Source organism: Acidimicrobiales bacterium (genome assembly GCA_035547835.1).
GTDB lineage: Bacteria > Actinomycetota > Acidimicrobiia > Acidimicrobiales > Iamiaceae > DASZTW01.
In genome coordinates this window covers 721,177-747,763 of the sequence record DASZTW010000005.1, presented here as the reverse complement: position 1 = coordinate 747,763, position 26,587 = coordinate 721,177, and the positions used below count along the sequence as shown (strand labels likewise).

At 68.4% G+C, this 26,587-nt stretch carries 22 protein-coding genes, 2 tRNA genes and 1 pseudogene; 14 read left to right on the top strand and 11 right to left on the bottom strand.

The window, feature by feature from the left end; genetic code table 11:
• Positions 1-4: 4 nt before the first annotated feature.
• From VHA73_05750 to VHA73_05735, 4 genes are all read left to right on the top strand, one after another.
• Positions 5-925: a branched-chain amino acid transaminase gene (locus tag VHA73_05750; protein HVX17517.1), complete on the top strand. Its 921-nt coding sequence runs from the start codon at positions 5-7 to the stop codon at positions 923-925.
• Positions 912-2,585: a citramalate synthase gene (cimA, locus tag VHA73_05745; protein ID HVX17516.1), complete on the top strand. Its 1,674-nt coding sequence runs from the start codon at positions 912-914 to the stop codon at positions 2,583-2,585. The genes VHA73_05750 and cimA overlap by 14 nt, the downstream gene beginning before the upstream one ends.
• An 11-nt stretch (positions 2,586-2,596) precedes the next feature.
• Entirely contained in the window at positions 2,597-3,148 is a 552-nt protein-coding gene (locus VHA73_05740; GenBank protein ID HVX17515.1) for a hypothetical protein, read from the top strand.
• Positions 3,149-3,215: 67 nt separating this feature from the next.
• Positions 3,216-4,301 carry a hypothetical protein gene (locus VHA73_05735; GenBank protein ID HVX17514.1) on the top strand — a complete coding sequence of 362 codons (1,086 nt, stop codon included), beginning with the start codon at positions 3,216-3,218 and terminating at the stop codon, positions 4,299-4,301.
• Between the two features lie 63 nt (positions 4,302-4,364).
• Here VHA73_05735 and VHA73_05730 read toward each other — a convergent pair whose 3' ends face one another.
• The gene (locus tag VHA73_05730) at positions 4,365-5,171 is read right to left on the bottom strand and encodes a hypothetical protein (protein HVX17513.1); all 807 of its coding nucleotides are present in this window, start codon (positions 5,169-5,171) and stop codon (positions 4,365-4,367) included.
• Between the two features lie 140 nt (positions 5,172-5,311).
• Between VHA73_05730 and VHA73_05725 the strand changes: the two genes are divergently transcribed.
• Entirely contained in the window at positions 5,312-8,209 is a 2,898-nt protein-coding gene (locus tag VHA73_05725) for an AAA family ATPase (protein HVX17512.1), read from the top strand.
• On the opposite strand, the gene VHA73_05720 is transcribed toward VHA73_05725, so the two are convergent.
• Positions 8,135-8,302 carry a hypothetical protein gene (locus VHA73_05720; GenBank protein ID HVX17511.1) on the bottom strand — a complete coding sequence of 56 codons (168 nt, stop codon included), beginning with the start codon at positions 8,300-8,302 and terminating at the stop codon, positions 8,135-8,137. The two genes, VHA73_05725 and VHA73_05720, sit on opposite strands and share 75 nt — an antisense overlap.
• Positions 8,303-8,366: 64 nt before the next feature.
• Positions 8,367-8,720 carry a multidrug efflux SMR transporter gene (locus VHA73_05715; protein ID HVX17510.1) on the bottom strand — a complete coding sequence of 118 codons (354 nt, stop codon included), beginning with the start codon at positions 8,718-8,720 and terminating at the stop codon, positions 8,367-8,369.
• 107 nt (positions 8,721-8,827) lie between these two features.
• Between VHA73_05715 and gltX the strand changes: the two genes are divergently transcribed.
• The 6 genes from gltX (at position 8,828) to VHA73_05685 (ending at position 12,980) form a co-directional block, all read left to right on the top strand.
• Positions 8,828-10,249: a glutamate--tRNA ligase gene (gene gltX, locus VHA73_05710; protein HVX17509.1), complete on the top strand. Its 1,422-nt coding sequence runs from the start codon at positions 8,828-8,830 to the stop codon at positions 10,247-10,249.
• An 11-nt stretch (positions 10,250-10,260) separates the two neighbouring features.
• Positions 10,261-10,935: a YdcF family protein gene (locus VHA73_05705; GenBank protein ID HVX17508.1), complete on the top strand. Its 675-nt coding sequence runs from the start codon at positions 10,261-10,263 to the stop codon at positions 10,933-10,935.
• A gap of 167 nt (positions 10,936-11,102) precedes the next feature.
• Positions 11,103-11,174: transfer RNA gene (locus VHA73_05700), tRNA-Gln, on the top strand.
• 25 nt (positions 11,175-11,199) lie between these two features.
• Positions 11,200-11,275 (top strand) — tRNA-Glu (locus VHA73_05695).
• 234 nt (positions 11,276-11,509) lie between these two features.
• Positions 11,510-12,559 carry a site-specific integrase gene (locus tag VHA73_05690; GenBank protein ID HVX17507.1) on the top strand — a complete coding sequence of 350 codons (1,050 nt, stop codon included), beginning with the start codon at positions 11,510-11,512 and terminating at the stop codon, positions 12,557-12,559.
• A 103-nt stretch (positions 12,560-12,662) separates the two neighbouring features.
• Entirely contained in the window at positions 12,663-12,980 is a 318-nt protein-coding gene (locus VHA73_05685) for a hypothetical protein (GenBank protein ID HVX17506.1), read from the top strand.
• Positions 12,981-13,068: 88 nt separating this feature from the next.
• On the opposite strand, the gene VHA73_05680 is transcribed toward VHA73_05685, so the two are convergent.
• The gene (locus VHA73_05680) at positions 13,069-14,340 is read right to left on the bottom strand and encodes a hypothetical protein (GenBank protein HVX17505.1); all 1,272 of its coding nucleotides are present in this window, start codon (positions 14,338-14,340) and stop codon (positions 13,069-13,071) included.
• A 510-nt stretch (positions 14,341-14,850) separates the two neighbouring features.
• Between VHA73_05680 and VHA73_05675 the strand changes: the two are divergent.
• Positions 14,851-15,585 (top strand): annotated as a pseudogene (locus VHA73_05675) (AarF/UbiB family protein).
• 46 nt (positions 15,586-15,631) lie between these two features.
• Here the strand turns inward: VHA73_05675 and VHA73_05670 are convergent.
• Genes VHA73_05670 through VHA73_05655 form a run of 4 tightly spaced genes read right to left on the bottom strand, consistent with a single transcriptional unit; the run spans position 15,632 to position 18,662 of the window.
• Positions 15,632-16,381 (bottom strand): TetR/AcrR family transcriptional regulator, encoded by a 750-nt coding sequence (locus VHA73_05670; GenBank protein ID HVX17504.1) that lies wholly within the window; start codon positions 16,379-16,381, stop codon positions 15,632-15,634.
• A gap of 19 nt (positions 16,382-16,400) precedes the next feature.
• Positions 16,401-17,615 carry a cytochrome P450 gene (locus tag VHA73_05665; GenBank protein HVX17503.1) on the bottom strand — a complete coding sequence of 405 codons (1,215 nt, stop codon included), beginning with the start codon at positions 17,613-17,615 and terminating at the stop codon, positions 16,401-16,403.
• A gap of 28 nt (positions 17,616-17,643) precedes the next feature.
• Positions 17,644-18,072 carry a PaaI family thioesterase gene (locus VHA73_05660; GenBank protein ID HVX17502.1) on the bottom strand — a complete coding sequence of 143 codons (429 nt, stop codon included), beginning with the start codon at positions 18,070-18,072 and terminating at the stop codon, positions 17,644-17,646.
• The gene (locus tag VHA73_05655; protein ID HVX17501.1) at positions 18,069-18,662 is read right to left on the bottom strand and encodes a TetR/AcrR family transcriptional regulator; all 594 of its coding nucleotides are present in this window, start codon (positions 18,660-18,662) and stop codon (positions 18,069-18,071) included. The genes VHA73_05660 and VHA73_05655 overlap by 4 nt, the downstream gene beginning before the upstream one ends.
• A gap of 440 nt (positions 18,663-19,102) precedes the next feature.
• On the opposite strand from VHA73_05655, the gene VHA73_05650 reads away from it, so the two are divergent.
• Positions 19,103-19,762 (top strand): hypothetical protein, encoded by a 660-nt coding sequence (locus VHA73_05650; protein ID HVX17500.1) that lies wholly within the window; start codon positions 19,103-19,105, stop codon positions 19,760-19,762.
• Positions 19,763-22,120 (top strand): MMPL family transporter, encoded by a 2,358-nt coding sequence (locus VHA73_05645; protein HVX17499.1) that lies wholly within the window; start codon positions 19,763-19,765, stop codon positions 22,118-22,120.
• A 340-nt stretch (positions 22,121-22,460) separates the two neighbouring features.
• Here the strand turns inward: VHA73_05645 and VHA73_05640 are convergent, their stop codons facing one another.
• The 3 genes from VHA73_05640 to VHA73_05630 all read right to left on the bottom strand — a co-directional run bounded on the left by VHA73_05640 (position 22,461) and on the right by VHA73_05630 (position 26,581).
• Complete coding sequence (locus VHA73_05640) at positions 22,461-24,086, bottom strand: NAD(P)/FAD-dependent oxidoreductase (GenBank protein HVX17498.1); 1,626 nt, start codon at positions 24,084-24,086, stop codon at positions 22,461-22,463.
• Between the two features lie 93 nt (positions 24,087-24,179).
• Positions 24,180-25,739, bottom strand: a complete 1,560-nt coding sequence (locus tag VHA73_05635) for an NAD(P)/FAD-dependent oxidoreductase (protein ID HVX17497.1) — start codon at positions 25,737-25,739, stop codon at positions 24,180-24,182.
• Positions 25,739-26,581 (bottom strand): SDR family NAD(P)-dependent oxidoreductase, encoded by an 843-nt coding sequence (locus tag VHA73_05630; GenBank protein HVX17496.1) that lies wholly within the window; start codon positions 26,579-26,581, stop codon positions 25,739-25,741. Before VHA73_05630 ends, VHA73_05635 begins: the two co-directional genes overlap by 1 nt.
• Positions 26,582-26,587 lie beyond the last annotated feature (6 nt).

Here is a 26,587-nt window from a genome sequence, read left to right as displayed (position 1 = left end):
AACGATGCCATTGCAGAGTGTCGACAAGATCTGGATGGACGGTGAGCTGGTCGCCTGGGACGACGCCAAGGTGCACGTGCTCACCCACGGTCTGCACTACGGCTCGGGCGTGTTCGAAGGGATCCGCGCCTACGAGACCGATCGAGGGCCGGCGGTCTTCCGTCTCCCCGAGCACATCGATCGCTTGCTGCGCAGCGCGCAGATCTACCTGATCGATGTGCCGTACAGCCGTGACGAGCTGGTGGCGGCCACCGTCGAGACGGTGCGAGCCAACAACGTGCCGTCGTGCTACATCCGCCCGATCGTCTTCCTGGGTTACGGCGAGATGGGCCTCAACCCGCTGCCGTGCCCGACGAACGTGTCGATCGCGGTGTGGCCGTGGGGCACGTACCTCGGCGACGACGGCGTGCGCCACGGCGTGCGCACCAAGGTGAGCTCCTGGCAGCGCCCCGACCCCAACTCCTTGCCGCCGGCGGCGAAGGCCACGGGCATGTACCTCAACTCGCAGCTCGCCAAAGTCGAGGCGCTCAAGGCGGGCTACGACGAGGCCATCATCTTGTCGCCGCAGGGCTACGTGTCGGAGTGCACCGGTGAGAACCTGTTCGTCGTCCGCGATGGGATGATCATCACGCCGCCCGTGTCCGCCGGCGCGCTCGAGGGGATCACCCAGAGCTCGGTGCGCACCATGGCGGCCGACCTCGGCATCGAGTACCGCGAAGGCAACTTGTTGCGTTCGGACCTGTACACGGCCGACGAGGCGTTCCTGTCCGGCACCGCGGCCGAGGTGGTGCCGATCCGTTCCGTCGACGACCGCGAGATCGGCGAGCCGGGACCCATCACCCGCCGCATCCAGGAGACATACTTCGCCACGGTCCGCGGCCAAGTCGACCGCTACAAGGACTGGCTCACCTATGTCAACGAGTGAGGAGCGTTCGAGCTGGCCGGAGTCGATCGACATCTTCGACACCACGTTGCGCGACGGCGCGCAGTTCGAGGGCATCTCGCTCACCGTCGAGGACAAGTTGCGCATCGCCGAGTTGCTCGACCAGCTCGGCGTCGCCTGGATCGAAGGTGGCTACCCGCAGGCCAACCCGAAAGACGAGGAGTTCTTCCGCCGGGCACCGTCGGAGCTGCGCCTCACCACGTCGCAGCTCGTCGCGTTCGGATCGACCCGGCGCCCACGGGGCAAGGTCGACGAGGACCTCACACTGCGGGCGCTGGTCGAAGCCGGCGTGGGCACCGCGTGCATCGTGGGGAAGAGCTGGGACTTCCACGTCACCGAAGCGCTGCAGACGTCACTCGACGAGGGCGTCGCCATGGTGGCCGACTCCGTGCGGTTCCTCGCGGGCGCAGGTCTGCGCGTGTTCTTCGACGCGGAACACTTCTTCGACGGCTTCAAGCACGGACCCGAGTACGCGCTGCGGGTGCTGGAAGCCGCGGCGATCGCCGGCGCGTCGTGCGTCGTGCTGTGTGACACGAACGGCGGCTCGCTGCCGCACGAAGTAGAGCAAGCCACGACCGAGGTGCGCCGCTACCTCGACGGCGTGCAGATCGGCATCCACACCCAGAACGACTCGGGGTCCGCGGTCGCCAACTCCATCGCCGCGGTGCGGGCCGGCGCCACGCAGGTGCAGGGCACGGCGAACGGCTACGGCGAGCGCACGGGCAACGCCAACCTCATGACGGTCATCCCGAACCTCGAGCTGAAGCTCGGGGTGCGCTGCCTGCCCGAAGGGCGTATCGCCCGCCTCACATCGGTGAGCCGACACGTGGCCGAACTGGTCAACCTCCCGCCGCACGAGGCGGACCCGTACGTGGGTGCGTCGGCGTTCGCGCACAAGGGAGGTCTGCACACCTCCGCGCTCGGCAAGGTCGGCGGCGCGTCGTACGAGCACGTCGATCCCACGCTCGTCGGCAACCACACTCGGGTGCTCGTCAGCGACCTCGGCGGGCGGGCCGGTATGTCCATGAAGGCGGCCGAGTTGGGTGTCGAGCTCGACGGTGCCGCGGCCGGCGCGCTGAGCGAGGAGCTCAAGCGGCTCGAGGCAGAGGGCTACGTGTTCGAGGCGGCCGACGCGTCGCTCGAGCTCCGCATGCGGGCGGCCACGGGGTGGCACCAGGACTTCTTCCGCGTCGAGGGCTGGCGGGTCACCACCTACCACCGGACCGCGGGCGACGTGTCGGACCTCGCAGGCGACCCGATCGATCCACTCGTCGACACCGAGGCCACCGTCAAGGTGTGGGTCGGCGACGAGCGCTTCATCGCCGTGGGGGAGGGCAACGGTCCCGTCAACGCGCTCGACACCGCCCTGCGCAGCGCGGTCGGCAACCGCTTTCCCCAGTTGGCCGACATCAAGTTGGTCGACTTCAAAGTGCGCGTGCTCGACACGTCGGTGGGCACCAGCGCGGTGACCCGGGTGCTGATCGAGTCCAGCGACGGCGACCAGGCCTGGACGACGATCGGCGTGCACGAGAACGTGATCGAAGCGTCCTGGGAAGCGCTGCTCGACTCGATCGTCTATGGGCTGCTCCACGCAGGTCGAGCCGGGACGCCCATTTCGGACCAGGCAGCAGTCGACGGATAGATTGCGCCCCGATGGCCGCACCCGAGTACGTCCCGACTTCCCCTTCCGACGCCCCACGCCTGGTGTGGGTGTCGACCCCGCGACGCCCTGAGCCCTGGCTCGCCGACCGTCCCGGCGACTTCCCGCGCGACGCCCAGCCGCGGGGCGATCGGCTCGGCTCGCCGGGACCCGATCTCGGCTATGCCTACAAGCTGCTCGGGCTGTTCGCGGACAAGCTCCACCTCGCCGACGGTGAGCACCGGCGCGACGCGGAGGCGGGCGCCGTGCAGATCGCGATGAAGCGGTCGTCGTTGTTCGGCCGCGCGCCCGTCGTCCACGACCTCACGGTGGCGTTCACGGTGTGGGGCTTCCTCGACGAGTCGCCCGATGACGAGTTGGTGGAGACCCGGCGCCAGCTGTTCGAGGGTGCCGGGCACCACAACTCGTACGTCGTGCAGCGCACGATCGCCGACACGGTGCCGGAGCAGACGTTGTGTCAGACCCCTGCCGCGATCGCCTCCGCCCACGCCACGAACTGGAAGTCGCTGCTCGACCTCGACGCGGCGCGACGCGTCGGCCACTGACCTCCACTCGGGCGTCTCGCCCCGAGCCATGAACGCCCGCCGCTCGCGCTGGGCCGGCTCACCGTTGGTGAGCGCCGTCCTCCCGTCCTGGTTGTTCGCACGGGTCCTGGTGGTGGTGGCCTCGCTGCTGGCGAGGGTGAGCACGAAGTGGCTGGTTGGCCATCCCTTCACCGCCAACGTCCACGGACCGCTCGGATGGGTCTCGTGGGATGGCAGCTGGTACGAGACCATCGCCCGAGGTGGTTACGGGCACCTCGGGAAGGAATCACTCCGGTTCTTCCCGCTGTTCCCGATGCTCGGCAAGGCGCTCGGGTGGGTGCTGGGCGGCAACACGCAACTCGCCTTGTTGGCGTTGGCGAACGTCGGCGCGCTCGGCGCCGGGCTGTTGTTGCATCGCCTGGTGCTCGACGAGACCGGCGACCGCGCCGCGGCCAGCCGCTCGGTCTGGTACTTGGCGTTGTTCCCCTCCGCGTTCGTGCTCGCCTGGGCCTACGCGGAGTCGCTGTTCCTGTGCGCGGCCATCGGCGCGTTCATCGGCTATCGCCGCGGCCGCTGGTGGTGGGCGGCGCTGGCGGGGCTCGCGGCCGGGCTGTTGCGGCCGGTCGGCTGCCTGCTCGCGATCCCGGCAGTCGTCGAGGTGGTCCGCACACGAGGGCGGGGTCGCAAGCTGGTCAGCACCGACCAGGCGGCGGCGGTCCTGGCGCCCGTGGCGGGGCTGATCGCGTACTTGGCATGGGTCGGCGTTCGCTTCGGCGACTGGTTCGCGCCCTACACGGTGCAGGAAGGCCTCCGCGGCAAGACGGTCGACCCGATCACGCGGCTGGTCGACGGGGTCAAGCAGCTCGGCGGGTCGCAAGGCCTCAAGCAGGGCCTGCACGTGCCGTTTGCAGTGATCTTCGTGGTGCTCGTGCTGGTGGTGCTGTGGCGATGGCCGGTGTCGTACGGGCTGTTCGCGGCTGCGGTGCTGGTGGTGGCCCTCGGCTCGGCGAACATCAACTCGCTGGAGCGCTACGCGCTCGGTGGTTTCCCGATCGTCCTCGGGCTGGTCACGATCTCGGGCGACGACCGCGTCGACCGCATCGTCACCGCCGGCAGCGCGGCCACCATGGTGGCCTTGGCCAGTCTGGCGTTGGTCGGGGCCTACGTGCCGTGACGCGCCGGGATCCCCGGCGCCCACCACGCCGGGGATCCCTCCGCCCGCTCCCGGGCCTGGTGGTCAGGCGACCTTGAACGCCTGGATCATCCCCTTGCTCACGTGCGGGGCGCCGTTCTCCTGGCCGTGCAACGGGAGGAAGCAGACCGCCACGTAGTCGCCGGGCGTGAGGTCGGTGGTGGTGTAGTTGGTCTTGTCATGGGCGGCCGACACGTCGGCGACGAAGTCGACCTTGTCGCCGTACTTCTGCTCGGCGCCGTTGGGGTCCGACACCAGGGCCTTCACGAGCTCGTCGCTGGTGACGTCGCTGCCGTCTTTGATGCGCAGGATGGACAGCTCGTGCTCCTCGTCCATCGCGGTGTTGGTGAGCTCGAGGCTGACCTTCCCGGCTCTGACGGTGGCCGGCAGGCCCTTGTAGCCGTAGTCCACCGCCTGCACGTTGAGCTTGGTGAAGGGGCATGCCGTGTGGACCCACTTCTCGACCCCCGTCAGGGGTGTTGCCAGCGCGGGGCTGCTCGGGTCGAGCTGGTCGAGGTTCTGTCCCTGGGTGGCGGCGTGGACGATCCCCTGGATCGTGGTCGCATCGGCTTTCACCGCGGCGGGGGCCAGGCCGGTGAACGCGTCGACCGGCGTCGCCAATGTGGTCGCGAACGCCTTGACTGCGGCGGCGTCGGGTTGTTCATCGGGCCCGCCCGGCCCACTGCTCGCGACCTTTTCGACTTCGATCCACGCATTGCAGGCCTGGCTGACCGCGCTGCTGACGGTGGTGCTGCTGGTCTTGTTCGGGCTGCTCTTGGAGCTCTTGCTGCTCGAACATCCCGCCACTGCAGTGACAAGGACGATCGCGCCGAGCAGCACGAGCGCGGGCATGCGCCGACTGCGGTGCTTCACTGTTCACCCCTCCGGGTCGTGGGTTCGGTTCGCCGCTGCTCGCGGCCGTTGATGAACGTAGAGTGATGGGGCAGCGGGCGCATGAGTGGGGCGCCCCCCAAAGTTTGGGAGGCGGGGCGGTGAAGCGGGTCGAGGCGCCGCGGATCCTGGAGCGGGCCACCGAGCAGGCGGCGCTCCAAGGGGCCATGCAGCGGTTGGCGTCGGGAAGCGGTGGCATCGCGTTGGTGCGTGGCGAGGCGGGCATCGGCAAGACGCGCCTGGTCAAGCAAGCCATTGCGTCAGCGGCCGGTCTCGGTCTCTGCGCGCTCGCAGCCACTGCGGGTGAGCTCGAGCTCGATCTTCCGTATGCCGTCGTTCGCCAGCTGTTCCAGCCGCTCCTGCGAGGCCAGCCCACGGGGCCGGGTTCGGAGCTGTTCGACGGGTCGGCCCGCTTCGCCCAGGACCTGTTGAGCTCCGACTCCGTCTCGACGCTGGCGATCAGCCAGGAGTCGATCCTGCTCGGCTTCTACTGGCTGATGGTGGCCTTGACCGAGCACACGCCGGTCGTGTTGTTCGTCGACGACGTGCAGTGGTGCGACCACGCCTCGCTGCAAGTGCTCTCCTACCTGGCCCGCCGTCTCGAAGGTCTCGGGCTCTTGCTCGTGCTGAGCGAGCGTGACGATGGCCGGCCACTGCAGTCGGCTTCCCTCCTCGCCGGGATCGACCACGAGGCCGAGGTGTTGGAGCCGGCGCCGCTGACGATCGACGCGGTCCGCGAGCTGCTCGCTGCCCAGGCGGAGCTCGACCCGACGCCCGAGTTCGCCACGGCCTGTCGCGACACCACTGGTGGCAACCCGTTCCTCCTCGGCGAACTGGCCCGCGAGCTCGCGGTCGGCCGCTGGGAAGGCTCGGCGGCCGAGGCCGACGCAGTGCGCGACGTGGGGCCGCGTGCCGTGGCCGAAGCGGTGTTGGTGCGGCTGGCCAAGCTTCCGGCCGGCTCGGTCGAGGTCGCTCGCAGCCTTGCCGTGCTCGGTGACGAGACCGAGTTGCGATTGGTGGCGTCACTGGCCGGCGTCGGTCTCGACGACGCGGCCGCCGCGCTCGACGGCTTGGTGCGCCACGGCATCATCGACGACGCGCGGCCCGTGCGCTTCGTGCATCCGATCGTGCGCCAGTCGATCTACGCCGAGCTGACCGCGCCGGAGCGGGCCCGCCGCCATCGCCGAGCCGCCACGTTGCTCCGGACGGAGGGCGCGCCCGACGAGCGCGTGGCCTCGCACCTCGTGCTCGCCGAGCCTGCGGGTGACCCCGAGATCGTGGCGCTGCTGCACCGCGTGTCGCAGGTGGCGATGTTGCACTGGGACACCGCTCGGGCCTGCCGGTACTTGGAGCGTGCGGTGGCGGAGCCCCCGCCGCTGGAGCTCCGCGCCGCGATGGTGCGTGATTGGCGTCTCGCTGAGGTGCTCGCCCTGCGCGACGGGGCGGAGGACCGCTTGCGCGCGGCCCTGGCAGAGCCGTCGGACTTGGACGGAAAGCTGCTGGCGGCCCGCATCCTGGCCGGCCGCCTGGCGGTTGCCGATCGGGTGGTCGAGTCGATCGAGGTCTTGGCGGCCATCTTGGAGCAGGTCCGGGCGGCGCTCGCGGAGGCAACCGATCCGGCCACCTGCGCCCGGCTCGACCGGATGGCCAAGATGCTGATCTCCGACCTCATCGACACGGCGGGCGTGGAGCCCCGGGCGCTCGACGCGGCGCGGGGCCCTCTCGAAGCCGCGGGTGCGCTCGAGGACCTGGACCCCGACACCGTGCCGACGACGTACGAGGACCGCGTGGCCCTCGTGACGCGAGGTGGGGTGCTGATCCGCCGGGGCGAGCCGGTCGACCGCTGCCGGTCCTACCTGCGTGCGGCGCGCGCCGACGGTGTGCTGCGGTTCATCAACCCCGCGTCGCCGAAGTTCGTCCCGACCGCGTTGCTGTCGGTGGTCTGCGAGGACTTCGAGATGGTCGATTCGATCATCGACGATGCCACCACCGAGGCGCTGCGCACCGGGTCGAGCCTGGGCTTCGTCCAGGCACGGATGGTGCAGACGTATGTGGCGCTGCGGCGCGGTCAAGTGCGCGACGCCGAGGCAGCGGCGCGGGCCGTCGCCGAGGCGGGCGGCGCTCCGCCCGCCCAACTGACCCGTCTGTGGGTGGCGTGGTGGGTCAAGGCGCTCGCGTTCTGCGGCCGGCCGGACGAGGCGCGTGAGGTCCTTGCCGAACACGCGCTCGACGGCCCCCTCCCGAGCGGTTACGCGACCGCGTTCTTGCGCGATGCGCGCGGATGGCTGGCGTACCTCGACGGGCTGCCGGAGCTCGCCGCTGAGGAGTTCCTCGGGGTTGGCGAGCAGTTCTTGGCCCTCGGGGTTCAGAACCCGGCCGTCATCCCGTGGCGCATCGGTGCCGCGGTCGCGTTGGCGGCGACCGATCCCGACCAGGCGCTCGGATTGGCGTCGACCTCGTTGGACCATGCCCGCACGTTCGGCACCTCGCGCGCGGTCGGTACCGCCTTGTGGGGCTACGCCGCGGCGACTCCCGCCGCGGACCGCTTGGCCGTGCTCGAAGAGGCGACCGAGGTGCTGTCGGGGCCGGACACACCGCTCGAACGAGCGTTGGTCCTCGTGGACATCGGCATGACGTTGCGGCGCGCCAAGCGGCGCGCCGATGCCCGACCCGTGCTGCGCGAGGGGCTCGACCTCGCCGAGCGCCTCGGCGCCCGTACGTTGGCGGATCGAGCCGAAGCCGAGCTACGGGCATCGGGCGCCAAGCCGAGGCGCCGGGTCCTCGTCGGGGTCGACGCCCTCACGCCGAGCGAACGGCGGGTTGCCGAGATGGCCGCAGATGGCCTGACCAACCGTCAGATCGGTCAGCAGCTGTTCGTGTCGATGCGGACGGTCGAGAACCACCTCAGCGGCGTGTTCCGCAAGCTAGGCATCGCTTCCCGGGCCGAGATCGGCGACGTCCTCCAGCGCGGCGAGGAGGCTGAGCTTGCCGTGAAATGACCGCTCCCAGCCGTCGTCGCGCACCAATCGGCCTCGGAAGTCGGCGCGGTCCTCGATGACCAGGTGCACGAGCAGCTCGGAGTCGTGGTCCATCAACCGATGGTGCGGTCGCTGCACCCCCCTGCTGCAAGAGGGGGGCCACCGAAGTCTTTTCGTGTCAGGGTGCCGAGTGGCCGCCCGTCAGCGGCAGCAGCACCACGCCCGCCACGATCAGCACCAAGGCAGTGACGCGCAGCGCGCTGGCCGGGTCGCCCTGGAACAAGATGCCGGCTGCGGCCGTGCCGGCGGCGCCGATGCCGGTCCACACGGCGTACGCGCTGCCAACGGGGAGATGCTTCAAGCTGACCGTCAACAGGCCGAAGCTCGCCAGCGCGCACACGCAGAACAACACCGTCGGCCACAGCTTCTTGAAGCCGTCGCTCGCGTTGAGCGACAAGGCGAAGCCGGTCTCGAACACGCCGGCAACGATCACCAACAACCACGCCACGGTGGTCCTCCAGTTGTCGGGCACCACAGTCTGCCCGACGCGCTCGCTTGGGTCCGCTCGGCGCCGCCACTGAGCTCGGCGCGCCGTGCCCGTCGTCCGGGCCGGAAGGCACGAGCACTACCGTGGAGCGGGTGCCCGACGCTCCCCCCCGTGTCCGCTTCGCGCCCTCACCCACCGGCTACCTGCACGTCGGCTCGGGGCACTCGGCGTTGGCCAACTGGCTGGTCGCCCGCCGCACGGGTGGGACGTTCTTGTTGCGGATCGAGGACACCGACGCCGAGCGCAACCGTCCTGAGCTCGTCGACAACGTGCTCGAGATGCTCGAGTGGCTCGGCCTCCGCTGGGACGGCGACCCCGTCCACCAGAGCGTTCGCGCCGACCTGTACCTCGACGCCGCCGCCAAGCTCGTTGCCACCGGAGCGGCGTACCACTGCGACTGCACCCCCGAGCAAGTGCAGGCACGCGCCAAGGCCCGTGGCGGCAAGCCCGGCTACGACGGCCACTGCCGCGACCGCAACCTCGGCCCCGCGCCCGGCCGCGCCCTGCGGTTCCGGGTGCCCGACTCCGGGGCCACCGGCTGGACCGACCTGATCCGCGGCGAGGTCTCCTTTGAGCACGCCAACATCGAGGACTTCGTGGTGGTGCGGTCGAACGGCGCCCCGATGTTCCTGCTCGCCAACGCGTTCGACGACAGCGACATGGCCATCACCCACGTCATCCGGGGCGAGGACCACCTCAACAACACGCCGAAGTACCTGCTGTTGCAGGACGCCTTGGAACTGCCCAAGCCGGTGGCGTTCGCCCACATGCCGCTGCTGGTCAACGAGCAGCGCAAGAAGCTCTCGAAGCGGCGCGACGACGTGTCGATGGCCGACTACCGCGACGCCGGGTTCCTTCCCGACGCGATGGTCAACTACTTGGCGCTGCTCGGCTGGGGCCCACCCGACGGCGTGGAAGTGCGTCCCGTCGCCGAGATCGTGGAGCTGTACCGCCTCGAGGACGTCAACCCCTCGCCTGCGTTCTTCGACCGCAAGAAGCTCTTGCACGTCAACGCCGAGCACATCCGCGCGCTGGGCCGCGACGAGTTCCTCGCCGCCACCGCACCGTTCCTGGCCGGAGGCGATGCCGCTCGCGACGCGTTGGCGTCGTTGGCCACCGAAGTGCAAGAACGGGTGCGCACCTTGGCGGAAGTCGACCCGATGATCGACTTCTTGTACCTCGACGAACCAACGATCGACGGCGCGTCGTGGCAGAAGGCCATCGTGAAGGGCAAGCAGGTGCCCGAGATGCTCGACGCCGCCATTGCTCGGCTCGACGCAGTGACCGACGCGGAGTGGGCGCCCGAGCCGGTGCGCGCCGCGATCGAGGCCGCGGCGATCGACGCGGGGCTGGTGAACAGCGAAGGCGCTCCCCAGCTCTCCAAGGCACAAGGGCCCGTGCGGGTCGCGGTCAGTGGGCGAACGGTGGGCCCCCCGTTGTTCGAGTCGCTGGCGGTGCTGGGCCGGTACCGCACGCTCGAACGACTGCGGGCCACCCGGCGCCGCGTCGGATGACCGCCTGACCGATGAGCGGTCCGCTGGCAGCGCTGCTGTTCACGCTGATCATCGGGGCTGCGGGGCTGTTCGTGGTGGCCCGCTTCACCAAGCGCTTGGTCCTGCGGTTGGTCGCGGCGTTCATGGCGCTCGTGGTCGGCTACTTCGGCGTGACGTTCCTGCAGGTGTGGGGTGATTCGTACCGGGTCGACCACGGCAACGCCCAGGCCATCGTCGTGCTCGGCGCCGCGCAGTACAACGGTCGGCCGTCGCCCGACTTGGCGGCCCGCCTGGAACACGCGCTCGCCTTGTGGCGCCAGGGAGTCGCACCGATCATCGTCGTGACCGGCGGGCGCCAACCCGGCGACCGCTACACCGAGGCCACCACCGGCTACGACTACCTGCGTGCTCGTGGTGTGCCCGACACCAAGATCCTGAAGGAGGTCAACGGCGGCAGTACGTACGAGTCGCTGGCTGCGTCGGCCGGGTTCCTGCGACCCCGGGGGATCACCAAGGTGATGCTCGTGTCCGACGACTACCACAGCGCCCGACTGCTGGCGATCGCCCACGAAGTGCATCTCACCGCCCAGGTGTCACCCGCCCCCGACCAGCGGTCGACCGCCGCGGAGCTCCACCAACTCGGGCGCGAGACCGTGGCGCTCGGCATCGGCCGGGTGATCGGCTTCCGCCGCCTCGACAACCGCTGACCCCCACCACCCCCCGTCCACCCCCGTCCACCCCCGCCCACCCCCCGTCCACCCCCGCCCACCCCCCGTTCTGGGCTGAGAATTACGCGCTCCAGCGCGTAAAGAGCAGCCCAGAACGGAGTTTGGGAGGGGTCGCGGGGAATCGCTATTGTGAACCGTCCACCCGTTCGGGGGTGGTGTAATCGGCAACACAACTGGTTCTGGTCCAGTCATTGGGGGTTCGAGTCCTCCCCCCCGAGCTCGTCGCTCAGCGGCGCCAATCCAGCCCCCATCGTCTAGCGGCCTAGGACACCACCCTCTCAAGGTGGCGGCACGGGTTCGAATCCCGTTGGGGGTGCCAAGGGCGAAATCCCAGGTCAACTGGGATTTCGCCCTCGTCTCCCCATCAGCGACGAGAGCCCCACGCAGGGCCCGTGTGCCATCCGTGTGCCAAACCGCCACGGACATCGGCACGAGATGGGAGGACAACATGGGGTCAGTGCAACACCTGACCGGGGACCGCTGGCGACTCTTCGTCGAGGCGCCACCCGACCCCTTGACTGGGCAGCGACGCCGCGTCACCCGCCTGGTGCGGGTGCCGGGCAAGCGTGCTGCCAACCAGGCGCTGGCCGAGTTGACGGAGCAGATCCGACAAGCGCGATGGGAGCAACGGACCCGCCGGGTCACGGTGGACGAACTGCTCGACGAGTTCCTCGACCAGACCGACGCAGAGCGTTCGACTGTCGAGCGATGGCGCCAGGCGCTTAGCTGCCAGATCCGCCCGCACATCGGCGACAAGCCGATCGACGCTATCGATGTCCGGACGCTCGAGGTGCTCTATCGGCGACTCGCGGAGGGCGGCGGCCGCCGCGGAAGGCCGCTGTCGGCGTCGACGATCCGCAAGGTCCATGTCCCGTTGCGGCTCGCCTTCGAACAGGCGCGGCGCTGGGGGTGGATCGCCGCAAACCCTGCTGCCGACGCTCACCCGCCAAAGGTCGGACGGCAGGTGGTGCAACCGCCGTCCGATGACGTTCTCGATCGGCTGATTCGGGTCGCTGAGGCCCGCGACGTGGACTTCGCTGTCTTGGTTCGGCTCGGGGTGAACCTGGGGGCTCGTCGAGGTGAGATCTGCGCGCTTCGGTGGTCGGATTTCGACCTCGACGGTGCGACGGTCACCATTCGACGCGTCGTCCAGATGGTCGGTCACGAGGCCATCGTCGTCGAGCGAGCAAAGACGGCGGCATCGGTGCGCTCCGCAGCACTCGGGCCCGCCGTGGTCGCTGCGCTCCGTGCGATGAGACACCGTCATCAGGAACGAAACCTGGCCCTGGGGATTGGCGCTGAGGACAGCTACCTCTTCGGGCCGGACAAGGACCCGAGGCGGCCCATGAATCCTGGGGTTCTCAACGTCCGGTGGCGGCGACTCCGCAAGGCGGCTGGTGTGGGTGACGTGCGGTTCCACGACCTACGTCACGCCGTCGCGACGCGCATGCTCGGTCAGGGATACGACGTACGCACGGTTGCCGGCCGGCTTGGGCACGCGAACGCGTCGATGACGCTCGGCGTGTACGCGCACTTCCTGCCCGCTCGAGACGCCGCGGCGGCGGTGTCACTTGAGGAAGGGATTGGCAATGGTGGGCAGTAGCAGCCTGTCCAGCTTGCGGGACATGACCGGCTGTTCACCGTACGCAACAGGTGCTGCGCTCACGGCGCGGGGACCGAGGGGCAACGACCGGGAGGGAGGCGTAGTGAGCTCCATCGAGACGGCGGTGTCGGACACTGTCGAACGGATCCTCGAAGAGAAGCTGACCGAGGTCGTGGCAGTGCTGCGGTCCGAGCAACCACTGGCGCTGAACTACCGCGAGGCAGGCGTCCTGTTGGGCGTGTGTGACCGAACGGTCGCGAAGTACGTGGAAGTGGGCCTGCTGCATCTGCTGCCGGGCCTCGGGTCCGCGACCCGTCGCATTGCCCGAGTCGAGATCGAAGAACTCGTGACCGCTCACCTTGAGTCCCCGCCCGCGTCGGGAGACCGCGGGCGGGGGCCGGGACTTCGCCCAGCATCCTGACTCGATGCCCGAACGTTGCCATTACCGGAATGCTGCACGGTCCGGTCGCAAGCGAGCCGGGATGCTCGGCCTTCCGGCGGTCGAGGTGCTAGGGCAGGTTGGCAGCGTCGAATTCTCGTTGCAGCCGCGGTCGGTGCCGGTTCCGGTGGCGCAGGTCGGCGATGAGTTGGTCAACGCCCGCGTCGTCGGGAGTCGCGGCGCTCAGCGCCCGCATCTGTTGTAGGCGATGGGCGGCGCTCCGGTAGTTCCTGGCGTCGGCGACTTGGAGGTCGAGGTCGACGAGTCGGCCGAGGACCGGCAAGACCGCGGCGGGGTCGATTTGGGCGTAGGCGTCGGCCAGTGTTTCCCAGGTGTGATTGTCGGCGAGTCCGAGTTGGTGGGCGAGTTCCCAGGCACGTGCGGGTTCGCGGAGGTAGTCGAGTGTGAATCGGACGGCTTCGCGGGGCTGGGCGGCGAGTGTCTGCGTGACGTGGTCCTTGTGTCGAGGCCAGGCGTCGCGGGCGGCCTGGCGGAGGTCGTTGGCGGTTTCGGCGGTGGGCCACCGGTTGAACACCACGAGGCAGGTGTCGCAAAGCTGGTCGGGGTGATGTTCGGTGATGAGGTCGCACCAGTAGCGGGCGGCTTGGCGCGCTTGGTGGCCGTGGTCGATGTTGGTGGCTTCGCGTGCCCAGTCAATGGCCGGGTCGGTCTCGCCGATCTCAGCGAGCGCCTTCGCTGTGTCATGCAGACGGGAGGCAACTGTTCGGTCCGGGGCGTGGGTGGCGATGATCGCGTCGACGTCGCGGTCGAGGACGGCGAGCCGCTGCGCGTTGTAGTCCAACACGAATCGGGTGCGGCGCTCCTCGATCACGTGGTCCCAGGCAGCTGGATCCTCGACCCGCAGCCGCGGCGCGTATTGGTCGTCGGCACGTTCGGGTCCGAGCTGGTTGTAGATCTCGGCGAGGCGGGACCGGTAGAGGTCGGTCCCGGCGGCGCCGAGCGCGGGCGCGTAGGCGACGGGGTCGAGGTTGAAGAAGTCTTGGCGGCCGTCGAATTGGAATCGGATCATCCACTCGACCAGTCGCGCCGGCGGCACCGATGCCTTGGCGGCGAGGCGGGGGTGGAGGGCCAACAACCCGTCGATTGCGTCACCGATGACGCCGTTGGAGTCATCGGCTCGCAGAATGATCGTGATCGCAGACCCGATCGCTCGCTGCGTCACGGTGAACACCACCGCTGGGTCCTCGCGCTCGGCGGCCCCGTACAGGATCGCGACCGCCTCGTGCATCTGGCGGCCGTGCGCAGTCGCCGCGGCTCGGCCCCACAGTTCGCCACGCGTCCGAATCAGCGGCAACACTCGATCGGCAAGCAGCGAGCCCATCTCCGAAGTCTCCCAGCACTACCAGGGCCCAGAGCGTCGAGACCGACGGCGATAAGCCGACGGCGAGCCCACGAGGCCCGAGCACGCGGGCCCATCAGAGGCGTAGACGCCGAAGTTCACTCGCGGGACCAGGCCCACTCAGCATCGTTGGAGGTTCTGGCGCGACCCCGGCGCGATCGTCCAAACGCGATGTGGCGTCGGCCTCTGGGTGGCAGCGCTGCTGACCTGGGCTTCTTCTTGTGGATTAGGGAGGGAGAATCGACTCCCGTATTCAGCTTGGGAAGCCGGTCGTGTCGCGCATCGGTGGGCAGATGGGGGCGGCAGTAGGCGTCCAGGTCGTCGGGTTGGTGGGTCGCGGACGCTCGTGGAAGTCAGCGTCCGCGCGATGGACGCGCGATGGATTGTGGGCAGCGAGAGCGCCTGTTTTGTAGGCATGGCAGCGTGAGCACTGTGCTTGCTCGCCTCTCGGCCCGCGAGCGGGAGACGCACAGTTAACCCACCCTCGTAGCTGAGGTCGACTTCGTCATCGAAGCGAGATCGATGGAACGCTTCGCCGGCGGTCTCGACCGGTTCGGGAACAACGTCGAGGTCCGGGTCCCTGCTGTGCATTGGCCACTCACGACCCCGCGTCTGCTGACCATGGAACGGATCCACGGCTACAAGATCGACGATCTCGCCCGACTCCGACCCACCGGTTGGGACCTCGCCGAGGCGCTCAAGGCCGGAGTGCGTGGCTGGATGGAAGCGGCGCTCGTGCACGGGTTCTTCCACGGTGACGTGCACGCGGGGAACCTCATGCTCGACACTGACGGCCACATCGTGTTCCTGGACTTCGGGATCTGTGGCGAGCTCGATGACGCGACCCGCCGCGTCATCAGCGAGGGCTTACCAGCCCTGCTGGTCGACCGTGACTTCCGACGCGTCGCGAGCGCGATCTATGACCTCGGCGCCATCCTCGGCCCGGCGGACCTCGAGCAGTCCTCGCGCGACATCGCTGAGCTGGTCACCCCGATCCTCGAGCGGCCGCTCTCGGAGATCTCCTATGGCGAGGTCCTCGTCGACATTGTGAAGATCGGCACCCGTTACGACGTCCGCCTCCCCCGCGAGCTGGTCCTTGTCGCGAAGCAGCTCCTCTACTTCGAGCGCTACGCCAAGCTCATCGCCCCGGATTGGACGATCCTCGACGACCCGGAGCTGATCGCGTTCCTGTTCTCCAGCCCGCCCGCTGACGAACACGTGCCGTGAGCCTCGCTACCGACCTGTCGAGACCCGGACCCAACGCACTCGTCGCCTAACCCACGCACACACCGCCAGTGAGTCCGACCACGGTGGTGGTCTTGGGCTCGGCTTGCACCCCGGGCAGCGCCAGGCTGTCGGTTCGCAGCGCTCGGCGGAAGGCCTGGACGGCGGTGGGTGACAACCGTTGGGTGACCGCTCCGTCGGGGACGATCATCGGGACAAGCGTGCAGCGCAGCAGGCGGCGAAGCGCGCGCCCACGATCTGATGTCGTACTCACGTCCGCGGAGCAGGATCGAAGAAGCGGCACCACAACGGCCACCACCGCCTCGATATCGATCTCCGGTCGGATCAGGCCTTCGTGCTGCGCAACGACGAACAATGGCGCAACGAGCTCGTGAAACCGATCCTCAGCCTGCGCAAGCCAGCTCGAGGGCGACCACTCGCCGCCGTCGTCGAGGCTCCCCGTGACCAACAGCCAGAGCGGCTCACGACACTTGACCCGCTCCACGGCCGAGATGAATCCCTCGACGACAACCTCAGCGAGCGTCACTTCCGTGGTGACCGCGGCGCTCAGCTCGGCGAGCAACCGATCGACCTGCCTTAGGCCGACGAGCGCGACGAGCGCTTGCTTGTTGGGGACGCGCCGGTAGAACGTCGCTCGCGACATCCGCGCTGCATTGGCGATCTCGCTCGCGGACGAGCGGGCGACACCTCGCGCCGCGAAATGCTGCTCAGCGATGTCAAGCAATGGACCGGCCGCGTCGCCGGGCGTGCTCGGAGTCTGGGGGCCAGCGGAAGTCATCGGCGGCGCAGCGTGTGGCTCAACCGGTTGGGTCGAAGTGCAGTGCGAGTCGGCTCGGGCCCCAGATGCCGACGGTTGGCGGCTTCCACACGATCGGCTCCGCGAGCCCGATGTTCGGCATCCGACGGGCGAGGATCGGGAGCGCTTCTTGGAGTTCGGCGCGAGCGAGCGAGGCGCCCAAGCAGTAATGGATCCCGGAGCCAAAGGTGAGTTGCGGCGCACCGCTCGGCTCGCGCTCGATGTCGAAGCGGTCGGGATCGGACCAGGTGTCCGGGTCGTGATTCGCTGCCGCGAGGCTCGTCGCCACGAGGGTGCCGGCTGGGAAGGTCACCCCGCGGTATTCGACGTCTTGAGCGGCGATCCGAACAGTGGCACGAACGGTGCCGAGGTGGCGCATCACCTCCTCGACAGCACTCGCCGCCAAAGCGGGCCTCTCGGCGAGAGCAGCCCATTGGTCAGGGTGGCCGCTGAACAGCGCGACCGCGCACGCAAGCTGGTTCCGTGTGGTGTCGGTGCCGGCCATCAACACGGCCTCGGTCATCATCACGAGCTCGTCGGTGCTCATGCGATCGCCCTGCTCCTCGGCCCTGATGAGGCGCGTGAGCAAGTCGTCAGCGGGCTGGCTGCGACGCTCGTCGATCATGAGGCGGACGTAGGCGTCGAGTTCGGTCATCGCTGCCTCGATCACATCGAGGTCGTTGGCGATGTCGTTGTTGAAGATGCGGAAGATGGCCGTCGCCCACTCCGAGAACAGTCGCCAGTCCTCTCGTGGGGCGCCGAGCAGCTCGCAGATGATGGGGATGGGGTAGGGCTCGCACACGTCGCCCACGAGTTCGCATTGGCCCGTAGCGGCCAACGGGTCGAGCAGCTCGTTGACCACCTGCTGCATGAACGGCCGTAGCCGCTCCGTCGCACGAGGCGTGAAGGCTGGAGACGCGAGCCGCCGGACGCGGGTGTGCTCGTCCCCTTCCATCGACAGGATCGAGCGCCGCTGTCTGTCGCGCATGCGGCCTTCGGGCACGCCCGCCATCGCGGGCAGGGCCGAGAGCGCGGAGTGGAAGCGTTGGTCGCGCAACAAGGCGGTGACGTCGTCGTAGCGGGTGACCAGGTAGCCGAGCGGCGTGCGCGCCAGCCAGTGCTGCCGCCTCACTTGATCGAGGGCCCGCAACGCCTCGGCGCGTTCGAGACCGAAGATGTCGATCGTGGGGAGGTCAAGCTCGTGCGCGGTGGTCATCGAGCGGCCTCCAGGTCGCGAAGACACATCAGCGGGCCGGCGTCACGGTGACGGTGCCCTGAGCGGCGCCCACGAGGCGGTCACCGTTGGTCACGTCGATCCGCACCACCGCGGTTCGCTTCGTCAAGGAGATGATGTGGCTCCGTGCGGCGAGCGTCCCATCCCTGACCGGTGCTGTGAAGTTGAGGTTGAGCTGCGTGGTGGCTGCCCAGGCTCCGCGTGGGATCACGGGGTAGAGCACGGCACCCAGGACGTGATCGGCGAGCGCCGCCAGAACGCCGCCGTGCACGGAGCCGAACGGGTTGAGGAGGTCGGGTCGGACATCGACCTCGGCGGTCATGGTCCCCGGTCCGACCTCGGTCGTGCGGATGGCGAGGTAACCCGGCAGGCCACCGCCGCCTCCGGGTTCGGCGGAGATCAGCGCGGCAAGGTCGGCGTCGTAATGAGCGAAATTCATGTCGCGTGGCCCGCAGTCGGAGCGATGCCCGACCACAACATGGGCGTGATCATCTCCATCACTCGGTCGACATCGATACGGCCTTCCACAACCAGCGACCGCAGGCCGATAACCAGAACAGCACCGAAGAGCGCCGTTGCACCAAGCTCAGTGTCGGGCAACGGCCGAAGCGATCCGTCGGCGGCTCCCTCGACGAGTAGCCGCCGAACCGGGCCTTCAAATCCCTCGCTCACCCGTGCCGCGATCTCCGGGAGCTTGCCAGCCCGACCGAGATTCGCGATCAGCAACTGACTCGCTGCAGGGTGACCGTTGAGGTGCTCGAGTTGGGCCCGGATGACCGCGCGCAGCCGCGACGCGGGATCGCCCGGTCCACCGGCCGCCTCCCGCGCGCTGACGGTGAGGTCGTCCAGGATCGCTCGGAGCAAGAACGCGAGAACGGCGTCCTTGTTGACGAAGTAGTAATAGAGCGACGACCGCGCCACCCCAGCCGCCTGAGCGATATCGCTCATCTGCAGGTCGTCAAAACGGGCAAGCAGATCGTCGGCTGCTCGGTCGAGCTTGGACGCCATCTCGGCTGGGACGTCGCGCACGCCACCCAGTGTGGCTCCCGACGAGCCGCTCATCCTCGGCCCCGCCCCGCGCAGCGCTGCGCCGGGTCGAGTCGCCGACTCCCGCCAGCAACGAGCGCTCGAGGTTTGCTCGACATGAGGGTCCCTTCCGACGCTGTGCCGGACGTTGCGTTGGACATTGTGTCGAACAGATCCTACGATCAGTCCCCGATGTTGTCGAGCGACGTCGTCCGGCCTCCGCAGCGTTCGGTCCCGCCGCGGGTCGGCCGGGTGTGAACCCAACCATCGTGCGCAGGGCGTCGATCGAACGGCTCGATTGGGCCGACCTTGGAACACTCTTGGCCCGGTCCACGATTCGGCCGGGAGAGATCGAGTCTCGGTCCGTTGCGTGGGGTCGGTCGGGTGAGATCCATCGCGCGACGTTCGGCGACGGCCAGTCAGCCCTCGTCCGGCGATGCGCGATGGGCATGTCCGGCGCCTGCGCCGCTGACTACGCGACTGCCGCGGCGCTCGGCCATGCGGCCGTGGTGCAGGTGCCAGCGGTGCGATCCATAGGGTCTGAGGAGCTGTGGCTCGAGCGGCCCGACTGGTCTGATCCGCCTCAGCCGACCGACGCGGCCACCGATGCCTACATAGCGGCCCTCTTTGTGGAGCTATGCAGGAGCGGGACGATCATCGCCACCGGCCAACCGCATACGACGACCGGCGGTCACATCTCCTGCGAGGACCTCTGCGTCGTGGCACGGCTGGAGGCCGACGAGCGGGCAGCCCTGGTGCACGCCGTCGCCGGTGTCATCAACTCCGACGCGCAAGCCGTCTACGACGGTGTGACGGCGGTTTGCCGAGACCACCCGGCCGACCTTGCGAGGCAGATCGGGCGGAGCCTCACGGCGGCGCATGCGATCTGGACGCCGCTGGGCCTCGCGTTGGCGCTGCACGGCCTCAGCTGCGCAGCCAGCCGATCGGGCCCTCGAAGCGAGCCACTGGTCTTCCTGGCTGACGAACTGCTGCACCGACTCGACCTGGCCTTTCGGTGGCAACAGCACGTCCCATGCCTGGCCACCCCGGAACGGACGGAGCAGCTCATCTCATTTACCAATACGAAGGCGGCGCAGCGCTAGATGTTCGACCGTTTCGTTGCCGCCGTCGAACGTCATGCTCGCTGGGTCATCGGCGCGTGGTTGTTGGCAGCGGTCGCCCTCACGCTGGCAGCGCCGTCACTCAACGATGTCGGCTCCCAAGACACCGCGGACTTCCTGCCGGCGAACGCGCCCTCGCAACGCGCCGACAAGGTGCTCGCCCGCGTGTTCCCGAACGACCCCACACGAGACGCCGCAATCCTCGTGTTCGCACGGCCAACGGGCCTCACCACCGCAGACCACGCCTACATCGGCCAGCTCGAGACGTACCTCGCGACCCCGCAGATGCGAGGAGCCATCAAGCAGGCCCAGACCGCCACCACCAGCCCAGACCTTGCACCCTTCCTGCGATCCACCGACGGCAAGGCAGAGCTCGCGATCGTCAGCTTCACCAGCGCACCATTCACGCAGCGGTCGACACACGCGATCGGCGAGCTCCGAAGCCACCTCGACGACACGGCACCGCCGGGACTGACGCACCACGTCACCGGCCTCGCCGGGCTGGCCGCTGATCAGGCGAACGGGGTGGTGCAGTCCTTCTCCCGCACGGCGATCGTCACCGTCATCCTCGTGCTCGCACTCTTGCTGCTCATCTACCGCTCAGTTGTCGCACCGCTCATCCCGCTCATCACGATCGCACTCGCGTTCGCGGTGTCGAACGGCGTCGTGTCCTATGCCGCGAGTGGCGGTCTCAAGGTGTCGACGATGGTGGGGACCTTCCTCGTCGTCATGGTCTTCGGCGCCGGCACCGACTACTGCCTGTTCTTCACCTCTCGATATCGCGAAGACCTCGCCAGCGGCGCGTCCGTCGCCACCACCGTGCGGCGAACGACGACGACGATCGCAGCCGTCATCGCGGCATCGGCCGCGACCGTCATCGTCGGGTTCTCGTCGATGGTCACCGCCGACTTCGGCATGTTCAAGACGATGGGCCCAGCGGTGGGCATCGCGATCGCCGTCACCCTGGCCGCCGGGGTCACCTTGACGCCAGCGCTGCTGCGCGTCGCCAACACCAAGGCGTTCTGGCCCCGGACCCTCGATGAGGTCCGCGCTCACGGGCAGGACCACTCCGCTCGCTGGGCCCGCGTCGCCAAAACCGTACGACGCCACCCGGCACAACTGCTCCTTGCCGGTGTGATCGCGCTGCAGCTTCCCGCATCCGCGCTGGGCTGGTACCACCAGTCGTTCAACCTTGTAGCCGACCTCCCCCACGGCGCAGACGCACGAGAGGGCTACAACACGGTCGCCGCCCACTATCCGGGCGGCATGGTGTCGCCCGTGTACCTCGTCATCCAAGCCAACGGGCCAATCCTCGACACCGACCGCGTCGCCGCCATCGACAAGCTCACCGACGAACTCCGGACCCGACATGGCATCGCCGAAGTCCGATCGATCACCCAACCTGTCGGCGCACCCTTGACCGTGCACAACCTGCCCGAGCTCACCGCCGGTTCAGTCGCGCCGACGGCGCTCAACATCGACCCCGCCGTCGTTGACGCACCAGCTCTCCTCGAGGCCCTCGCCTCCCCGCGAGGTCTGCGTCTCACCGGGCCGCTGCTGCGCGAGCTTCCCCAACTCACCCAGCGCATGGGGCTCCTGCTCGGCGCGGACGGCAACTCAACAAGGCTGATCATCGCCCCGGCCGGGAACCCCTACGACACCAGCTCGCTCGACACCATCGAGCACATCGGGACCTGGGCAAAGCAATCGCTCGCCAACACCGCGCTGCGACACGCCACGATCTCCGTCGGCGGCCCGTCCAGCTTCTACGCCGACATGCGGCGCATCTCGAACAACGACTTCCGAGTGATCTGCATCGTGATCATCCTGGCGATCTTCGTCGTGCTCGCGCTCCTGCTTCGCAGCCTCGTCGCCCCCATCTACCTGCTCGCCACCGTGGTCCTGTCCTATGGCGCAACGATGGGCATCACCGTCATCGTGTTCCAAGGACTCCTCGGCGACCCCGGGATCACCTTCTGGCTCGCCCCGTTCCTCTTCGTGATCCTCGTAGCGCTCGGCGCTGACTACAACATCTTCATCATGAGCCGGATCCGCGAAGAAGCGGATGCCGGCTACGAGATCCACGAGGCCGTCAGCCGAGGTCTCACCCTCACCGGGCGAGTGATCACTTCCGCCGGATTCATCCTCGCTGGCACCTTCCTCGCCCTCACCTTCGCCCCGCTCCCCAACCTGCGCCAGATCGGCTTCGGCGTCACCGTCGGCATCCTCATCGACACCTTCCTCGTGCGCTCCCTCCTCGTGCCCTCAGCGACGATGGTCCTCGGCAAGTGGGCCTTCTGGCCGCGCATACCTGCAGCAGCGCGAACCAACGCGCCCTGAACGAGGCCCCGTCAGTCCCCTCCACCCGACAGCCGACCTCGGACTGGGGAGTGTCCCGTGGCCCTCAAAAACCTGACAGACGCCACGCTCCTCACTTCCCCGACCTGTAGCCGCGCGGCCTGCCACGCGCATCGCCGCGGATCTGGGGCGTCAAGGGGCATGAGCGACAGCCCTTCGTGCAGCCGGCGACGCGGCCGCCGCGATCGCTCTCGACGGTTGGCGACTCCGACCTTGGCGGCTCGGCAGGTCTCCCCGAGTTCGACGGTTCGACTGTGCAGGCTGGTGGAACGAGCTGGGTGGTGAGGACGCGACAGGCTTTACCTCTCGTCGCCCGCCCGCGTCACGCGCCCGGACCGAACACGAAGCCCCGATAGCCGTCGTCCGCGGCAGACGAGCACGCCGAGAGGTAGAGCTGCAGACCGCCCGGCCAGTTCAGCATCTCCCGCGTCTTGCCGGGGATGTTGGCGCCCATGTACCACGAGTCCGCTCGGGGGAAGAGAGTCATGGCAGCGATGCTCTGCACCTGTTCCCGCCATGCAAGCTCGGCCTCCGGCGTGGGTTCGACCCTCGTGACCCCGCGGCCTGCGAGATGCTCCAACAGGTCGATGAGCCAGTCGCCCTGGACCTCCGCGCAGGTTGGACCGTTGCAGAAGCCCGATGGGCTCTGTGGGCCATACAGGAAGAAGAGGTTGGGAAAGCCAGCGCACATTAGTCCCAGTTGGGTGCGCACGCCGTCGCGCCAATGGTCAGCGAGTGTGCCGCCGGTCGTGCCTCGAAGGTCCAAGCTCGTGAGTCCTCCGGTGACGGCATCGAAGCCCGTTGCGAGCACGAGAACGTCGAGGTCGTGCTGACGCGTCCGCGTGCGTAAGCCGTCTCGGGTGACACCCTCGATCGGGTCCGACCGGAGATCCACGAGTGAGACGTTGGACTGGTTGAAGAGGTCGTAGAAGTCCTGCTCGAGCGACGGACGCTTGACGCCGAACGGGTGCGGTGCCACAGATGGAGCGAGGAGTTCGGCCGTCAGCGGGTCGCGCAGGCGCTCGCGGACGCGGTCTCGCCAGAAGTCGTACGCCAAGCTGTTGGCGCGTTCGTCGAACACGATGTCGTTGAACCCGCCGGCCCAGAAGCTAAAGCCGCCCGCTTCCCACAGGCGTTCGTAGACCGCGGCCCGCTCCTCGGCGGACACGGCGAAGGTCGAGTCGCCGGTGGACCGGTAGTCGAATCCGGTGTTGGTCCGGCGCCGCAGGTCGAATCGGGCGGGGTAGTCCGCCTTCGCGGCGTCTTGCTCCTCGCGCGTGAGCTCTCGTTGGCGCATCGGCAGCGCCATCATCGGCGTGCGCTGGAACACGATCACCTCGGCGGCGACCTTCGCAGCTTCCTGGGTCACTTGCACACCGCTCGCGCCGGTGCCGATGATCCCGACTCGCAGACCTTCGAGGTCGACGCCGTCCTGCGGCCAGTGGGCCGTGTGGTGGCAGGCGCCGCGGAAGTCGTCCAAACCGGGGATGCTTGGCACGAACGCCTTGGCGGCGAAGCCAGTGCACAGGACCACAAATCGCGCCTGCAGTCTCTCACGGTCGGTGGTCCGGACGGACCAGGTATGGCTCGACTCGTTCCACGACGCCCCCTGGACGCGCGCGTCAAAGCGAATGTCGCGACGCAGCTCCCAGACGTCGTCGACGTGCTCGAAGTACCGGCGCAGGGCGCGCCAGTCGGGGAACCGCTGATCCCAGTACCAGTCTCGCCAGATCGTCTCGTCCGAGTACTCGTACATGGGCACGTGGGTGTCGACGCGGGCCCCGGGATAGCAGTTCCAGTGCCAGATGCCGCCGAGTCCGGCTCCCGCCTCGAGCAGAACGACCGAAAGGCCGAGGGCCCGTAGGCGGTGCAGTTGGTAGAGCCCGGCGAAGCCGGCCCCGACCAGGACGACGTCGTACTCGGGCGTCAAGGGGGTTGACTCAGCCATTGTCGAGGAGCTTACGACATACAACAGATCTTGATGGCTGTATCATCCGACCGCTGTTCGGCGGCTCCTAGCGTCGGGCTTCGGCCCGGCCGGCTACCTGGGTTGCGGGACCAACTTCGGCTTGCGTGTCTGGCGTCGAGCGGGAGGCGCAACCGGCCGTGGGGCCGTCGCGTACCGGTAGTGGGAGAGGGGGAAGTGGCGGTTCTGCCACCACATCTCCGCGTAGAGAGAGGGCCGAAGGGGGCTGTCGCCCTGGAAGTTCACGTAGTAGGTGTTCGACGTCGCGCATACGTCCCCGAAGAGGGGGCTTCCGGCTTGTCGCTCCCGGCACTGCTCGACGTACCTATCCTGCGGGCCGCGACGGATCTCGGCCGTCGTCTGCGCACGCCGGTCGGTTTCGGCGATCACGCGTGCAGCATGTTTTGTCGTTGCCTCGATCATCCAGAAGTACGAGCCGACGACGAACCCGTAGGGTCCTGCGACGGAGAAGAGGTTGGGGAAACCGCAGACGCTGACCCCCTGGTAGGCATGGAACCGTTGTTCGAGCCAGTGCGCGCCGAGCTCGACGCCGTTGCGGCCATAGATCGGGAACGGGACCGGCTCGGCCTCCGCCATGATGCGGAACCCGGTTGCGCAGATGAGCACGTCGGCGGTTCGCTCGGTGCCATCGGTTGTAACCACGCCGGCTGGGGTGACGCCTTCGATCGGCGTGGTGACCAGCTCGACGTTGGGACGGTTGAAGGCGCTGAGGTAGCCGTTGGACATGGACGGCCGCTTGCAGCCGAAGCCGTAATCGGGGATCAACGCCTCCCGAGTCGCTGGGTCGTCCACCTGGCGACGCATCCACGCCCTGAGCCCTGCTTCGAGCCCGGCCCGGACGGGTCGCAGGCGGTGTTGAAAGATCACGTTGCCGGCAAGGTCGAAAGCGACGGTTCCGACACCGCGGACAGCGGATCGAATGGGCGGCACCGAAAGCACGGCCCGCCCTACGACACCGATCCGAGGGTCGAGCTTCGGGGCGACCCAGATGGCGGTGCGCTGATAGACGTCGAGGGACTCGACTGCCGCGGCGATCTCGGGAATCAGCTGGAGAGCGGAGGCTCCGGTGCCGATGCAGGCGACCCGCTTCCCGGAGAGATCGAGGTCATGTTGCCATCGAGCCGTGTGGACGATCGTTCCACCGAAGTCGCCGATCCCGGGAATGTCGGGCAGCACCGGCCGCTCGAGCGCACCGATGGCAGAGATGACGAACCGAGCGGAGATCGTCCTGTCGCCGTCGTCATCGGAGACGTGGATGCGCCAGAGATCGTCGACCTCGTCGAACGTCAGCGACACGACCGTCGTCTCGAACCGGATCTTCGGCCGCAGGTGGTGCCGGTCGGCCACGTCCTCCGCGTACGCCAGGAGCTCCGACCCTGGGGCAAACAGCCGGCTCCATGTTCCGCGCTGCTCGTAGCTGAAGCTGTACATGAAGGAAGGGATGTCCACGGCAACACCCGGATAGGTGTTGGCGCGCCAGGTCCCGCCAACACCGTCCCATTTCTCGAGGATGACGAAGTCGTCGATGCCGGCTCGACGCAACTCGATAGCTGCGCCGAGACCGCCGAAACCGGCGCCGACGATGACAACGTGGTGGTCGGGTGCGCGCTTCATCAGTGAGCGACCCTCGTTCCGAGGTTGATCCCGAAGCGGATCAGATTCTGGTAAACGCCGGGTGGGAGGAGAGAGAGCAGACGAAACGCATGGGCGTCGGGGCCGACGAACGCGCGCCGCTTGTTGGCCTCGAGTGCGCCCACGATGACGGCGGCCGCCTTCTCCGGGCTCGTGAGGAACGCGCGGTCCGCCGCGGCGGCGAGCCGGTCTGGATCCTGGCCGAGCCCTCGCACGGTGTCCTCGTCGAAGCGGGCGTTCCGTGCGATGTTCGTCTTGATGCCACCCGGGTGGATCGTCGTGCACGACACCCCTGTTCCATCAGCGTCGAGCTCGATGCGGAGCGCCTCGGTGAAGCCGCGAACAGCGAACTTCGCTGCGTTGTACGCGGACTGCGACGGGATGCCCATCAATCCAAACACGCTGGACACGTTGACGATGTGCCCCTCGCCGGCCGCCTTCAGGTGCGGAAGGAAGGCCTTCGTGCCGTGCACGACACCCCAGAAGTTGATGCCCATGAGCCATTCGATGTCTTCGTAACTCATCGCCTCGACCGTGGCGCCGAGGGCCACGCCGGCGTTGTTGACGATGACGTTGGCGCGCCCGTGTTCGGCGACGACCTTGCCGGCCCAGTCCTCGACCGCGTTGCGGTCAGACACATCCACGAGGTGGTGGATCGTCGGTGCGCCTAGTCCGTCGAGCATCGCCACCGTGCCGTCTAGACCCGCCGCGTCGATGTCGGAGACGGCGAGCAGGCACCCCCTCCTCGCGAGCTCAAGGGCGACGGCGCGGCCGATGCCCGATCCTGCGCCGGTGACTGCGGCGACGCGGCCTTCTAGTTGCATGCGGGC

Bases quoted from the DNA above. Each gene is read 5' to 3' on its own strand.
- VHA73_05630 (HVX17496.1), bottom strand. From the start codon at position 26,581: ATGCAACTAGAAGGCCGCGTCGCCGCAGTCACCGGCGCAGGATCGGGC.
- VHA73_05660 (HVX17502.1), bottom strand. From the start codon at position 18,072: ATGAATTTCGCTCATTACGACGCCGACCTTGCCGCGCTGATCTCCGCC.
- VHA73_05650 (HVX17500.1), top strand. From the start codon at position 19,103: ATGGGCATGTCCGGCGCCTGCGCCGCTGACTACGCGACTGCCGCGGCG.
- VHA73_05665 (HVX17503.1), bottom strand. From the start codon at position 17,615: ATGACCACCGCGCACGAGCTTGACCTCCCCACGATCGACATCTTCGGT.
- VHA73_05740 (HVX17515.1), top strand. From the start codon at position 2,597: ATGGCCGCACCCGAGTACGTCCCGACTTCCCCTTCCGACGCCCCACGC.
- VHA73_05640 (HVX17498.1), bottom strand. From the start codon at position 24,086: ATGGCTGAGTCAACCCCCTTGACGCCCGAGTACGACGTCGTCCTGGTC.
- VHA73_05645 (HVX17499.1), top strand. From the start codon at position 19,763: ATGTTCGACCGTTTCGTTGCCGCCGTCGAACGTCATGCTCGCTGGGTC.
- VHA73_05705 (HVX17508.1), top strand. From the start codon at position 10,261: ATGAGCGGTCCGCTGGCAGCGCTGCTGTTCACGCTGATCATCGGGGCT.
- cimA (HVX17516.1), top strand. From the start codon at position 912: ATGTCAACGAGTGAGGAGCGTTCGAGCTGGCCGGAGTCGATCGACATC.
- VHA73_05680 (HVX17505.1), bottom strand. From the start codon at position 14,340: ATGGGCTCGCTGCTTGCCGATCGAGTGTTGCCGCTGATTCGGACGCGT.
- VHA73_05750 (HVX17517.1), top strand. From the start codon at position 5: ATGCCATTGCAGAGTGTCGACAAGATCTGGATGGACGGTGAGCTGGTC.
- VHA73_05670 (HVX17504.1), bottom strand. From the start codon at position 16,381: ATGACTTCCGCTGGCCCCCAGACTCCGAGCACGCCCGGCGACGCGGCC.
- VHA73_05720 (HVX17511.1), bottom strand. From the start codon at position 8,302: ATGGACCACGACTCCGAGCTGCTCGTGCACCTGGTCATCGAGGACCGC.
- VHA73_05730 (HVX17513.1), bottom strand. From the start codon at position 5,171: ATGCCCGCGCTCGTGCTGCTCGGCGCGATCGTCCTTGTCACTGCAGTG.
- VHA73_05635 (HVX17497.1), bottom strand. From the start codon at position 25,739: ATGAAGCGCGCACCCGACCACCACGTTGTCATCGTCGGCGCCGGTTTC.